This is a genomic window from Anabaena sp. CCY 9402-a, from assembly GCF_963920945.1.
GTDB lineage: Bacteria > Cyanobacteriota > Cyanobacteriia > Cyanobacteriales > Nostocaceae > Trichormus > Trichormus minutissimus.
The window spans coordinates 1-13,280 of record NZ_CAWUDL010000054.1; the positions used below are offsets into that span (position 1 = coordinate 1).

Annotated in this window: 11 protein-coding genes and 1 pseudogene; 9 read left to right on the forward strand and 3 right to left on the reverse strand. The window is 40.9% G+C overall.

All coding sequences use genetic code 11. From position 1 onward, the window contains the following. Window positions 1-50: 50 nt before the first annotated feature. Both ACM0OR_RS18980 and metH read right to left on the reverse strand, forming a co-directional pair. A pseudogene (locus ACM0OR_RS18980) lies at window positions 51-573 on the reverse strand (alpha/beta hydrolase); the annotation flags it as partial. Window positions 574-675: 102 nt separating this feature from the next. Then, a complete protein-coding gene (gene metH, locus ACM0OR_RS18985) occupies window positions 676-4,212 on the reverse strand; it encodes a methionine synthase (RefSeq protein ID WP_414578020.1) in 3,537 nt (1,178 codons plus the stop codon). A 296-nt stretch (window positions 4,213-4,508) separates the two neighbouring features. Here metH and ACM0OR_RS18990 point away from each other — a divergent pair, with 296 nt between their 5' ends. From ACM0OR_RS18990 to ACM0OR_RS19020, 7 genes are all read left to right on the forward strand, one after another. Continuing rightward, window positions 4,509-4,853 carry a hypothetical protein gene (locus ACM0OR_RS18990; RefSeq protein ID WP_190703748.1) on the forward strand — a complete coding sequence of 115 codons (345 nt, stop codon included), beginning with the start codon at window positions 4,509-4,511 and terminating at the stop codon, window positions 4,851-4,853. 247 nt (window positions 4,854-5,100) lie between these two features. Then, a complete protein-coding gene (locus ACM0OR_RS18995; RefSeq protein ID WP_414578022.1) occupies window positions 5,101-5,967 on the forward strand; it encodes an aldo/keto reductase in 867 nt (288 codons plus the stop codon). Window positions 5,968-6,335: 368 nt separating this feature from the next. Then, window positions 6,336-7,331, forward strand: coding sequence for a ketol-acid reductoisomerase (gene ilvC, locus ACM0OR_RS19000; protein WP_190703744.1), 996 nt, complete (start codon window positions 6,336-6,338; stop codon window positions 7,329-7,331). 103 nt (window positions 7,332-7,434) lie between these two features. Next, entirely contained in the window at window positions 7,435-8,250 is an 816-nt protein-coding gene (locus ACM0OR_RS19005) for an EndoU domain-containing protein (RefSeq protein ID WP_414578024.1), read from the forward strand. 382 nt (window positions 8,251-8,632) lie between these two features. Beyond that, window positions 8,633-9,409 (forward strand): class I SAM-dependent methyltransferase, encoded by a 777-nt coding sequence (locus ACM0OR_RS19010; RefSeq protein ID WP_414578025.1) that lies wholly within the window; start codon window positions 8,633-8,635, stop codon window positions 9,407-9,409. A gap of 30 nt (window positions 9,410-9,439) precedes the next feature. Beyond that, on the forward strand, window positions 9,440-9,784 hold the full coding sequence (locus ACM0OR_RS19015; RefSeq protein ID WP_414578026.1) for a cupin domain-containing protein: 345 nt from the start codon (window positions 9,440-9,442) through the stop codon (window positions 9,782-9,784). 24 nt (window positions 9,785-9,808) lie between these two features. Continuing rightward, complete coding sequence (locus ACM0OR_RS19020) at window positions 9,809-10,312, forward strand: hypothetical protein (RefSeq protein ID WP_414578028.1); 504 nt, start codon at window positions 9,809-9,811, stop codon at window positions 10,310-10,312. Window positions 10,313-10,417: 105 nt separating this feature from the next. Here the strand turns inward: ACM0OR_RS19020 and ACM0OR_RS19025 are convergent, their stop codons facing one another. Further along, entirely contained in the window at window positions 10,418-11,128 is a 711-nt protein-coding gene (locus ACM0OR_RS19025; protein WP_414578029.1) for a Crp/Fnr family transcriptional regulator, read from the reverse strand. A 92-nt stretch (window positions 11,129-11,220) separates the two neighbouring features. On the opposite strand from ACM0OR_RS19025, the gene ubiE reads away from it, so the two are divergent. Both ubiE and ACM0OR_RS19035 read left to right on the forward strand, forming a co-directional pair. Continuing rightward, complete coding sequence (gene ubiE / locus ACM0OR_RS19030; protein ID WP_414578031.1) at window positions 11,221-11,910, forward strand: bifunctional demethylmenaquinone methyltransferase/2-methoxy-6-polyprenyl-1,4-benzoquinol methylase UbiE; 690 nt, start codon at window positions 11,221-11,223, stop codon at window positions 11,908-11,910. Window positions 11,911-12,033: 123 nt separating this feature from the next. Next, window positions 12,034-13,269, forward strand: coding sequence for a DUF445 domain-containing protein (locus ACM0OR_RS19035; protein ID WP_414578033.1), 1,236 nt, complete (start codon window positions 12,034-12,036; stop codon window positions 13,267-13,269). Window positions 13,270-13,280 lie beyond the last annotated feature (11 nt).

Consider the following 13,280-nt stretch of genomic DNA (forward strand, 5'->3'; position numbering starts at 1 on the left):
CCCCCAAATCTCTTGATTTATCTAGGTTTTTTGTTTATTCTGCAAGCCCTAATTAGACCTGCAACTGGTTTCCGTACCGCCAAATCTACTGCTGATCCACCTCCAACTGAACGACCAAAAACAATAATGTGCTGTGGTAGTATCTTTAAATCTTGGGTCAAATAATTGTAAGCAGTATCAATATCTTGATAAGCGTGGTTTTCAGTGGATGTTCCTGAGCTTGTACCATAACCGCGAATCGTAAGCCAAGACATTGAAACCCAAATTACGTAATTTTTCTAGAACTTGTTGAATATCACCTAAATCTTCCGCATTACCGTGAGCATAAAGGATCGTATATTTAGCCGTAGGGTTGAGTAAATGCACTGCTGAAATTTTCGTTTGTCCCCCACTCTTCAGCTTCAATATATCTTTAGTATCTTGATAGCTGGATGGTTGAGGTAAAAAAATCATACTATCTGCCCGAAAATAAACATACACAGCAAAAAATAGATATATAAAGGTCAGAGATTTTAACAATCTTTTCCAGGTAAAATCACCAATTAAAATTTTTTTGAGCCGATGTTTATCCATAAAATTTGTACTTTATCTATATTTTTAGTCAAAAGAAATGGGGAAAGCTATTTAAAGCTTTCCCCATTTTTGCTGTTACCTAACACTGAACTATTGGCAAAATTAAGCAGTGAAATACTTCGCTACTGGGTGATAGGTAATAATCGCCGTTGTAGACTGTTCTGGATAAAGTTGCTCACTTTCATCCATATATAATTTAATTCTGTCAGTCTGCAATAATTCCAATTGCTTGTATTGGTCTTGAATATTTGGACAAGCCGGATAGCCAAAACTATACCGCGAACCACAATAACGCTGTGCCAATATATCCCGAATGTTATCGGGTTCTGATGCACCCAATCCTAATTCACGGCGAATTCTAGCGTGTGTCCATTCAGCCACTGCTTCCGCTACTTGCACCGCCAAACCGTGGAAATACAGGTAATCAGTGTATTGATTATTGGCAAACAATTTTTGAGCGTACTCTGTGGCGATTTCCCCCACAGTCACCGCCTGCATGGGGAAAACATCAATGATTCCTGACTCCTTCGGGACAAAAAAATCTGCAATGCAGAGTCTTCTAGATGACCTTTGGCGGGGAAACTCAAACTTAGCTACTTCCTTCCCTTGTGGGCTATTGTTTTCATAGATATACAAAGTATTCCCCTCAGACTGACAAGGGAAATACCCGTAAATTACCTGGGGATGCAACAGATTTTCGTCAATAATTAGCTGCTTCCAAGTTTCTAAAATGGGATATACTTTCTGATGCAAGAAAGCCTGATATTCTTCCTTAGATTGTTCCTTTGGCTTGCGGAATTGCCACTGTCCAGCAATTAAGGCTTGTAAGTCTAAATGCCAGAATATTTCCTCGATGGGAATATCATTAGGTTGTAAAAGTTGCGTTCCCCAGAACGGTGGTGTGGGACGTTCTATGTCTACTGCTACAGCTTTGGAACGTTGGGTATCTACTTCAGTGCTGAGTTCTAAATTCCGAGTTCTGAGTGAAGTCTTTTTAGTTTCTGGTTGTTCAGAAGTAATTTTTGCTTCTTCAGTCGCTACTTCATCTAGGAATCCTTGTAAGTTATCCCAATTACCAGATGCCTTTGCTGGCATTAATTTATCCATAAAATGCAAGTCTGAGAAAGCATCTTTGCCGTAAACAACCTTACCTTTGTAGGTGTTTTGACAATCTTGATGCACAAATTTGGGAGTTAGTGCCGCACCACCTAAAATTACAGGTACAGTAATACCTTTTTCATTGAATACCTGCAAGTTCTCTTTCATGAAGGCGGTGGATTTTACCAACAAGCCACTCATAGCAATACAATCAGCTTTGTGTTGGTTGTAAGCTTCGATAATGTTTTCCACTGGTTGTTTAATTCCCAGATTAATCACCTTGTAACCGTTGTTAGACAAGATGATATCTACAAGGTTTTTACCGATATCATGAACGTCACCTTTGACGGTAGCAATGAGAAAAGTTCCTTTGGCGTTATTCCCTGATTCTGACTTTTCCATGAATGGTTCAAGATAAGCTACAGCAGCTTTCATGGTTTCCGCAGACTGTAATACAAATGGTAGTTGCATTTGTCCCGAACCAAACAACTCACCCACAACTTTCATCCCATCTAGCAGGAAGGTGTTGATAATTTCTAAGGGGGGATATTGTTCTAAGGCTTTAGTTAACTGTGTTTCTAAGCCGATGCGTTCACCGTCGATGATATGTTGTTTGAGGCGTTCTTCGATGGGTAAGCTTTCATCAACACCTGCGTTGCGTTTGGTTTTGACACCCTCAAATAATTTGGTCAGTTCTCCCAAGGGGTCGTAAACACAAACATTACCTTCAAATTTACGCTCATCATAGATTAAATGACGACAAACTTCTTGATGGCGGGCTTCAATTTTAGATAGTGGTAAAATCTTGCTAGCACTAACGATCGCAGCATCCATGCCTGCTAACATGGCTTCATGCAAGAATGTTGAATTTAGCACCATTCGTGAAGCTGGATTCAAACCAAAGGATATATTCGATACCCCTAAAATAACGTGACATCCCGGCAATTCTTGGCGAATGCGGCGAATCGATTCAATAGTAGCCTTGCCGTTTTCTCGGTCTTCTTCAATCCCCGTAGAAATAGGTAGAGCTAGAGTATCAAAGAATATTTCCGTGGGAGGTATACCATACTCTACAGCTTGGCGGTAAGCACGTTGGGCAATTTGAAATTTCCTCTCGGCTGTCCGCGCCATGCCTTCTTCGTCAATTGTGCCGATGACGACACCTGCACCGTATTTCTTCGCTATTTCCAGCACCTTTAAAAAGCGCGGTTCGCCGTCTTCGTAGTTGGTGGAGTTCAGCAAACACTTACCTCCAGCCACCTTTAAACCCGCCTCCATTTTTTCCCATTCGGTGGAGTCAAGCATTAAAGGTAGTGTGACATTATTGACAATGCGCGAAACCAACTCGTGCATATCCCGCACGCCGTCCCTTCCTACATAATCAACGTTGACATCTAGGATGTGTGCGCCTTCCTTAACTTGCGCCCTCGCCATTGATACCAGTCCGTCCCAGTCTTCCGCATTTAACAAATCGCGGCACTTTTTAGAACCACTGGCGTTAAGACGTTCGCCGACAATCAAGAAAGAATTATCTTGGTCATAGGGTTGAGTAGAATAAATTGATGCGGCAGCTGGTTCTAAACTTGGTTGTCTAACCTTTGGTTTTAGTTCCTGAGCAATTTGAGCCAATTGTTGAATGTGTTCTGGACGTGTCCCACAGCAACCCCCAATCACTTGGACACCCAAATCTTCAACAAAGTGCATCAACGCCATGCGTAATTCTATTGGTGTTAAGCGGTAGTGTGCTTGTCCACCAACATTTTCCGGTAAACCCGCATTGGGAACGCAAGAAACCACAAATGGTGAATGTTCAGATAAATATTTGATGTGTGGTTTCATCAAATCTGGCCCAGTGGCACAGTTAAGCCCCAGAATATCTATTGGGAAAGGTTCTAAAATCGTCAGCACAGCACTGATTTCTGAACCTACCAGCATTGTCCCCATGCTTTCCATTGTCACAGAAACCATCAGGGGTATTCGTTCCCCTTTTTTGGCAAAGACTTCTTCTATTCCATTCAACGCCGCTTTGATTTGTAGCACATCTTGGCAAGTTTCGATAATAAATAAATCAACTCCACCATCAAACAAGGCTTCAGCTTGTTCCGCAACAGATGTTTTTAAAGTATCAAAGTCAATGTGTCCCAAGGTTGGTAGTTTGGTTGTCGGGCCAATAGAACCAGCCACAAACCTGGGTTTCTCTGGGGTGGAAAATTCCGCCGCCACACTTTTCGCTAATTCGGCGGCTTTTTTGTTGAGGTAGTAAGTCTGGTCTGCTAAGTCATATTCTGCTAACACAATCGATGTAGCACCGAAAGTATCAGTTTCGATGACATCTGCACCCACAGCGAGAAAGTCGCGGTGAACCTTAGCAACGGCTTCCGGTTTTGTGTGGACTAGGTATTCGTTACAGCCTTCATACTCCGCCCCACCAAAGTCTTCAGCCGTGAGGTTTTGGGTTTGGAGGTTAGTCCCCATTGCACCGTCGAAGACGATCACTGGTCTATCTGGACTACGCAAGTGTTTAAGAAAAGGATGGGTCATATTTTCAAAAGAGAAAATGAGCAAACTAAGTGAGTTTTGTGTTACTCCACTTAATCTATTATTTTCCACAATTGGGAGAGTTTCGTGAGAGTTTGAGTAAACTAGGTAAGAGGAAACTCAGCGATCGCTTTGCTGATCACGAGTGGGGAATACTTTTGTCTTCGGGAAGTTTCCGCACGATTGCTATAAAAACGCCATAAACTTTATTTTGTCGGGGTTGCAAAATTAAATTAGTTGTAGCCAATCATAGAAGATACTCCTATGATTTTTCTCTCTTAGTGTAAGGATTACAGATAATGCAAGTTCTAAAAAGATCCATCAAACCAGATACCTATATATCATTCCTCTACATCTATCAAACTACTTGGGGGACTGCTGGTGACATCTGTTTAGTCCGTGAATCTGTAGCTAATTCAGGTGTGTCGAAGTTCGTCGGTCATAAAATCCGGCTAGTCGTACCCAAAGGAATGGAACGCGATCGCGTGGCGAATTTTCCGGTGATCAAAGTTGCAGGTAACGTTGGCGACGGACACCCCAAAGAACACCCATATGAATGGGAGGCTTATGAAGGTATAAATCCAGAAATAGCGATCGCTGCTTTGAAGCCTTGGGGTTTCAAGTTAATTGAGTCTACAGAATGATAGGTGACAGGGGACAGGGGACAGGGGACAGGTGACAGGTGACAGGTGACAGGATAGAAGGGAAGGAGGTGTGTGTTTTATTTTGAATTTTGAATTTTGAATTGATTCTTAGCGGGTGGTGCGCTGCTAGAGTGGCTACTCTCAAGAAAATACCTCTTTCCCAGTCCCTACTTCTCTAGATGAATTGTCAACATAGCTTAAACTCGCTAATAAATAGTTAATGGTGCTATAGAGTCAAGCGAGAAGCATGGAAACTCAACAACTAGGAAAAACAGGTATCTTTGTCAGTGCGATTGGTTTGGGTGCTATGCCGATGTCAATATATGACCGTCCTCCTGAATCGCAATCAGTTCAAGTTATTCATCGGGCTTTAGATTTGGGTATCACGTTCGTTGACACTGCTGACTCCTATTGCAAAGATGAATCAGACAAACACCACAATGAACGACTCATTCACAAAGCACTTAGCAGTTACCAAGGTGACGTTAGCCAAGTGATTGTGGCGACTAAAGGCGGTTTAATGCGTCCGAATCAGACTTGGGTACGTAACGGGAATCCAGAACACCTGCGCCAAACCATTCGCGTCAGTTTTGAGGCTTTGGGGGGCGAAGAACCGATTGATTTGTGGCAATATCACTCACCAGACCCACAATACACCGTTGCAGAATCTCTCGCACCAGTTAAAGAAGCTGTGCAGAATGGTTTAATTCGGTTTGTGGGAGTTTCTAACTTTTCTGTAGAACAAATTAAACAGGCGCGGGAGGTGGTAGATATTGTCTCAGTCCAAAATCAATACAACCCGTGGGAACGTCAGCCAGAAAGAGACGGCGTGTTGCAGTATTGCGAACAGGAAGAATTAACTTTTTTACCTTGGAGTCCCTTTGGTGGTAGTCGTCGCCATAAAAACTTAGAAGATATTCCAGCGATCGCACAATTAGCCAAGCAAAAGGGCGTATCAGTATACTGTATTGTGTTGGCTTGGTTGCGTTCCAAGTCCTCCTGTATTTTACCAATCCCCGGCGCAAGCAAGATTTACAGCATTGAAGACTCTATACGTGCTGTAGATGTGAAACTATCTGAAGCAGAAGTTAGAAAAATTGATCAGCAAACGTAAGAGTGCTGAGTAATGAGTGGTGAGTGCTGAGTAATGAGTGATGAGTGCTGAGTAATGAGTAATGAGTGCTGAGTAATGAGTAATGAGTGCTGAGTAATGAGTGATGAGTGCTGAGTAATGAGTGATGAGTGATGAGTGATGAGTAGTGAGTGCTGAGTGGCCATTGTATTTTTCTCCCCCTGCTTCCCCTGCTTTCTTTTCCTCAGTCTCCAATCCCCAGTCTCTAGTTATTTAATTTTGAATTTTGAATTTTGAATTTTGAATTGATTAGTCCCCAAAATTAATTGTTAATCCGTAGTGACATGATTTGAGGTACAATCAAAAACCTGCCAATACATGACAAAGCTTGCTGACAGGAGAGACTTCATATGGCCCGGATGTACTATGACTCAGATGCCAATTTAGACCTTTTGGCTGGAAAAACCATCGCAATTATCGGCTATGGTTCTCAAGGTCATGCCCACGCCCTGAATTTGAAAGATAGTGGTTTGAATGTAATTGTGGGGCTATATCCGGGTAGTAAGTCGGAACAAAAAGCCACAGCAGCTGGGTTAACTGTAAAAAATGTGGCAGATGCTGCCAATGCTGCTGACTTCATCATGATTTTATTACCCGATGAAGTCCAAAAAACGGTTTACAAAAATGAAATTGAACCAAATCTCAAAGAAGGCGATGTCTTAGCCTTTGCCCACGGCTTTAATATTCACTTTGGACAGGTCGTACCCCCTGCTAATGTAGACGTAGTGATGGTTGCACCCAAAGGCCCTGGGCATTTGGTACGACGCACTTATGAACAAGGTCAAGGTGTACCAGCGTTGTTTGCAGTTTATCAAGATGCCACAGGTAAAGCACGCGATCGCGCAATGGCATACGCTAGAGGTATCGGTGGGACTCGCGCCGGCATTCTCGAAACCACTTTCCGCGAAGAAACGGAAACCGATTTGTTCGGCGAACAAGCCGTATTATGCGGTGGTTTGAGTGCCTTAATTAAAGCTGGCTTTGAAACTTTAGTAGAAGCCGGTTATCAACCAGAATTAGCTTATTTTGAATGTCTACACGAAGTTAAGCTAATTGTTGACTTGGTTGTTGAAGGCGGTTTAGCCACAATGCGCGATAGCATTTCTAACACTGCTGAATACGGCGATTATACTCGTGGACCACGGATTGTAACCGCCCAAACCAAAGCTGAAATGAAGAAGATTCTCAGCGAAATTCAATCTGGACAATTTGCACGGGAATTCGTATTAGAAAACCAAGCCGGTAAACCTGGATTTACCTCCATGCGTCGTCAAGAAGCCGAACACCCCATTGAAGAAGTTGGTAAAGATTTACGGGCTATGTTTAGCTGGTTAAAGAAAGTTTAAAAAATCCTTTTAAATCCTTCAAAAAGACGCAAATGTACTAAAAAGTGCTTTGCGTCTTTGTTTTTTGGTGTTAGATTGTCAGCAAAACACTACATTTCAATCTATGTCAAACCTGAGAGTCCAAAAAATTCTGAGGATGTTTACTGTTTTATTGCTGACTAGCCCACTTTATTGGCAAAATCCAGTTGCAGCACAGCCAGGACAAAAACTATTGCCATTTTTTGATGACTTAGATAACCCAGTTCCTGTAAATTTTCCCAGAGGACAACAGGTAGATATTACACCGCCAGCACCAAAGTTAAATGCTTTTGACAAAGCTGTACTTAATACCTGTGGTGCTATTGGCACAAGAGTGAGCCAGAATAAATTTCAACAGTTATTATCTTCTTACCCAGAGGTATTACAAAAACTGCAAACAGTTAGCGGTGGTGAAATATTCCCAGGACGCAAAAGTAAAACACAATTTCTCGAAGACTTAACTAATATTTGGTTTAAGCGTCGAGGCTTTGAACACATCTTTTGTGGGGAAATATATAACGCCAATGACATTGGTGGCTTGCATTTTTACGGCAGATATTTGCAACTTCAAAATCAAGGAATTGGCGGTAGATTACCAAATAATCGGCAGAGAGAAGAAGTTGTTCCTGGGGTAATTTATACAATGGGTGTAGTTATTAAGCAAGGTAATCAGACAATAAAAGATGTCATCAAAGGTTACAGCTACCTCAGCAACGCTGAAGAAATGCTTGTCGATGCAACCCTCGCATTTAAAAGACAAAAAAATACAGAAGGGGCTTGTATTTACAACGTGCGTGACGAGGACACAGGCAAAACTTTTCCTAGTGTTTTTGTAAGAAAAAATCAGGCGATTGTTACTTTCTACCCTGATGCGACTCCGCAAGGGTCAAAATGTAAGTAATCTGAAATCTTGTACCAGTTTTCCCGCATTTCTCACAAACAGTAGGGGCGGGTTCACAGATATGCTCGAATCATTCACGAATATTTCGCTCAACCCGCCCCTACGGACTCTGGACTGAGGTGACAATAATTGGTGAGAAATCCGGGTTTTTTCTTGTAAGTTTTGTCAGGTGGGCAATCCTGAAAATTAGCTGAAGCACTTATTTCCCCTCGTTAGCATTGCCCACCCTAAAATTACTTCCCTCTTCACTGTCACCTGTCACCTGTCACCTATCACCTGTATTTCTTAAAAGCAATTTAATCTTCCTTCTTTGAGGTAGCTCAAAGACGAGATAATAAATTCCTGGCATATTAGGGATAGATAAGTTTCAGGGGTCAAATAAATGACCAATACTACCCTAAATTTGCAAACAGCTAGCGGACACCAAGTTCTAGCAGCCGCAGGTAAAAAATATCTGCGTCCCGGTGGCAGAATAGCTACAGAAACATTATTGCAGTGGGCTAATTTTCAACCAGGCGCAACAGTTTTAGAATTAGCTTCTAGCTTTGGTTATAGTGCAATTTATCTGGTTCAACATTACAATGTTAAAGTATTAGGAATAGAACAAAATCCTGAGAGTGTAGCTACAGCTTGTGCTAATATCCGGGCTGCTGGTTTAGAAAATCAAATCAAAATTATTCAAGGCGATATTTTTCATTTAAATGACACCTTGGGAGAATTTGACTATGTTTTAGCAGAAGCTATTCTTACCATGCAATCTCCTATAGGAAAGATCAAGCTATTAACAGAAATTCATAAAAGATTAAAACCGGGGGGTAAATTTCTCTCCCATGAATTATTAGCTCGTGGTAAAGAAGCAGAAATACACACGGATTTAGCCAGAGTTATTAAAGTTAATTCTACACCACTTTCAGAAAATAACTGGATGGATGTTTTTGCCACTTCTGGATTAAAAATAGCGAAACATCAAACAGGTTCGATGAATTTATTGAACTTAAAGCAGATTGTTCAAGATGAAGGCTTTTTCAATACATTACGGATTTTTTGGAATGTTTTGAGGCAAATATCTATCCGTAAAAGAGTTTTAGAAATGCACCGGATATTTCATCAATATCATGATGAATTAGGCTACATAATTTTGTCTGCTGTTGCTAATTGAAATTTCTCGTCATTACCCATTCTCAAAATTATGACTTCTCAAATTATCACTCATCAATCTTTTGTAACTCAACTACAACAACAGATTGAATATCCCAGTGCGGGAATTCTCAGCAAAGTTATCTTTCAAGACAAAGCTTGTCAATATACTCTATTTTGTCTAGCTGCTAATGCTGAAATATCTGAACATACATCAACTCGCAATGCAACTATAAATGTGCTTGATGGCAGAGGGTTAATCACATTATCAGGAGAAAAAATTGCTTTAGAACCTGGCGTTTTTATTTTGATGCCTGCTAATGCGCCTCATGCTTTAAAAGCTGAAGAAAATCTCACATTTCTACTTACTCTTTCTGAGAAAGCAGCCGATAGCTAATAATTATTTTGGGAGTTTTGCAAAATGCAATCACTACTGACGACTTTTGCCCAACATTTAGACCTTTCCTCAACTCAGTTAGATGTGATTATGGCTAAACCATTAACTGAAGTGCTGGTATCTCCTGAATTGGAACGAGAACTAGAAAGTTTAGACATCAATTTACTCAAACAAACCTTACCCACAGCAGGAGCAGTTTTAGCGCAGGAACTACCATCTTTTTACAACTGGCTCAAAAATGAGTTGGGAGTAAAACGTGTTCCTGATAGTCCAAATCACACGACTACATGGGTGATTGGTTTTGTAAATCGCCAGGAAAGTTTGATGAACTTAGTTGATTTACATCGTCCAGTACCTCGTCTGGCTTTAGAGGCTGCTATCCCTCGCTTAGTGGGGTTGTTTGATGGTGTAGAAGATGTGCAGGTAAAACAACAATGGCAAAAAGCGATCGCAGCTCTATGCTTAGTTTTAGTTGTCGCGGCTCGTGAACGAGATAGATATGTTCATATCTTGCACCATTCTCAATAATTCTACTGTGGGCAATGGCGACAACGTAAAAATTAGGTGCTAGTAAATTTTTAGCATGATAAATATAGCCCAAATTTTTAAAAAGACAAATTTATTTTATAAAATTTAAATATTTTCAAATGACACTGCACCAGAAGCGATCGCCTCTAATTTCTGACGATCAATAATTATAATTTTCCCCCCTCGACTGTAAGTAATTACAGACTTGAGACTTTTAATTAACCGCAGACACTCTTCATAGGCAATACCAACACTCCGCGCCATACGATAGTAAGATAATTCTGTTTTTAAAGATTCACCTTGAGGGGTGGATACAGTCCCAGATTTATCCGCAAAATATAAAATTAGCCTCACCAGGCGAATGGTTGCCTGTTCTGAAACCAAACCATGAACGGTTTCATGAAGTAGCTGAATTCGATTATTCAAAACTACCAACATTCTGATAGCAATATCAGGCTGCTGTTGAATTGCCTTTAATAAGGCATCCCTTTCAACAGTGAGTATTTCACAATCAGACTCAGCCATAACAGTGGCTGGAGAAGTACCATTTCCTAACAAAGCTGGCGCAGCAAAAATTTCTCCATCTGCTAAATTCCGTAGAATGGTTTCTTTACCTGTGGTCGCAGTTTTGGTGATTTGAATTGTACCACTGACCACAGCATACAATTTTGCAGGTAGGCGATCGCCCTCATGGAGAATAATCTCCCCTTTGCTGTAGCTTTGCACTAGGGTATGGCGTTGTAAACTTACCTGATCTGCGAGTGGTAAACCAGCAAGCACATTAATTTGGGCAACTTGTTCTAGGGAGGCTTGCATGAGAAAATGGGGATATGGGAAGTATTGACGTGATTAATCGCCAGGCTTAGGCACAAGATATAAAATAACTAATGACCATTGACGAATGACTAATGAGTAACGAAATCCGGGCTATTTTTGACCGTATTGCCCCAGTGTACGACCAGTTTAATGATTGGTTAAGCCTGGGACAACACCGCATATGGAAAGAAATGGCTATCAAATGGAGTGCGGCTAAACCTGGAGATACTTGCCTCGACTTATGTTGTGGGAGTGGTGATTTAGCCTTAAGTTTAGCCAGGCGTGCAGGAACAACGGGGAAAATTTACGGAGTAGACTTTTCCTGCAACCTGTTAACAACTGCAAAAGAACGCTCTCAAATACATTACCCCCAATTTGCCCTCTCTTGGATAGAAGCAGATGTACTGAATTTACCCTTTGATGACAATCAGTTTGATGCCGCAACAATGGGCTATGGTTTAAGAAATGTAACTGATATTCGTCGTAGTCTGCAAGAATTACACCGTGTCCTCAAACCTAGCACGCGGGCAGCCATTTTAGACTTTCATCGCCCTACAAATCACCAATTCCGTACCTTTCAGCAATGGTATTTAGATCATATAGTTGTGCCGATGGCCGAGCATATGGGTATGAAAGAAGAATATGCCTACATCAGCCCCAGTTTAGATCGCTTTCCCCAAGGGAGTGAGCAAGTAGAGTTAGCCTACCAAGTTGGTTTTACCTCAGCCACACACTACCCCATCGCGAACGGTATGATGGGAATATTGGTAATTATTAAATAGGTAATTGGGCATTGGGCGACTCAATGAGTGGATTTTGGATTGGGGTTTAATCTAAAATCCAAAATCCAAAATCCAAAATCTAAAATTCCCAGTCCCCATTCCTCATTATTCATCCAAAAAACTGTGGATTGGTCTCATCTTTTACTTTATGTATCTCCCCCTGTATTGGGTGCAATTATTGGCTATTTCACAAATGACATAGCCATCAAAATGTTATTTCGTCCCTACAGAGCAATTTATATTGCCGGACGGAGAATACCATTTACCCCTGGATTGATTCCTGCGAATCAAGAACGGTTGGCAAAAAATATTTCTGATACAATCATGGGGTCGCTGCTGACACCCGATGAGTTACAAAAACTGGCACGTAGGTTATTAGAAACAGAACGAGTAGAGTCAGCAATTCTTTGGCTATTGCGACTGGCTATAGATCAAATTAAAGCCGATAAAAATCAGAAAACTACTAAAATTGTCGCGGGGATTCTGCGTGATTTGTTAGGAGAATCTTTACCGCGTCTTTTGAAGGTGCTAGCAAGACAGGAAGACTTTTTAGAAGCACAAATTAATCAAATTTTTGACCAAATATTACTAGAATTACAACTGAGTGAAGAACAGGCTACTCGATTGGCTGATTGGTTTTTGGAAGTAGTTTTGCCACCAGATATGTTGAGGCAGGCAATTATAGATTTTTTAACCGATCGCACAATTCAAATTATTGATGAAAGCTTTCGAGAAAAAACCAGTGGTACTTATTGGGTAGTAGCGAATCTATTTGGTTTGCGGAACACTCTCACGCGGCTACGGACTTTCTGCTTAGATGAAAAAGAAGCCACTAATGCTAGGTTACAGGAATTAATTCAAGATTTACAGATGCGAGATCGCCTCAAAAAAACTCTGCAAAATCTGTCATTGCAAAACTTACCCATTGGTACAGTCCGCCAACTGCGAAAAACCACACGAGAAACAGTCCGCCAGTACGTTCAAACAAGTGGTAGTGAATTACTGCAAGGATTAACTGAGTCTGTAAATTGGGAAAATATTGCTAAATTACTATTAAATCGCCTGAGTAACTCACCTGTAGTTATAAATTCGTTAGAAGTGGTCAGTCAAGAATTGGCATTGATTTTAGAAAGATATTTAGAAAAAGATTTAGAAAAAATTGTAGCCCAAATAATCCCTATTTTATCAATAGATCAAGTAATTGTTGACCGGGTAAAATCAACATCACCTGCTGATTTAGAAAATGCCATTGAAGGAATTGTCAAAAATGAGTTGCAGGCAATTGTCACTTTAGGGGGAATTTTAGGTTTTGTCGTTGGGTCATTGCAAACAGTATTTTTACTATTTAATCAACGGTAATAATTCGTAAT

Excerpts from the sequence above, each read along its gene's own strand:
- metH (WP_414578020.1), bottom strand. The coding sequence starts at position 4,212 with ATGACCCATCCTTTTCTTAAACACTTGCGTAGTCCAGATAGACCAGTG.
- ACM0OR_RS18990 (WP_190703748.1), top strand. The coding sequence starts at position 4,509 with ATGCAAGTTCTAAAAAGATCCATCAAACCAGATACCTATATATCATTC.
- ACM0OR_RS18995 (WP_414578022.1), top strand. The coding sequence starts at position 5,101 with ATGGAAACTCAACAACTAGGAAAAACAGGTATCTTTGTCAGTGCGATT.
- ilvC (WP_190703744.1), top strand. The coding sequence starts at position 6,336 with ATGGCCCGGATGTACTATGACTCAGATGCCAATTTAGACCTTTTGGCT.
- ACM0OR_RS19005 (WP_414578024.1), top strand. The coding sequence starts at position 7,435 with ATGTCAAACCTGAGAGTCCAAAAAATTCTGAGGATGTTTACTGTTTTA.
- ACM0OR_RS19010 (WP_414578025.1), top strand. The coding sequence starts at position 8,633 with ATGACCAATACTACCCTAAATTTGCAAACAGCTAGCGGACACCAAGTT.
- ACM0OR_RS19015 (WP_414578026.1), top strand. The coding sequence starts at position 9,440 with ATGACTTCTCAAATTATCACTCATCAATCTTTTGTAACTCAACTACAA.
- ACM0OR_RS19020 (WP_414578028.1), top strand. The coding sequence starts at position 9,809 with ATGCAATCACTACTGACGACTTTTGCCCAACATTTAGACCTTTCCTCA.
- ACM0OR_RS19025 (WP_414578029.1), bottom strand. The coding sequence starts at position 11,128 with ATGCAAGCCTCCCTAGAACAAGTTGCCCAAATTAATGTGCTTGCTGGT.
- ubiE (WP_414578031.1), top strand. The coding sequence starts at position 11,221 with ATGAGTAACGAAATCCGGGCTATTTTTGACCGTATTGCCCCAGTGTAC.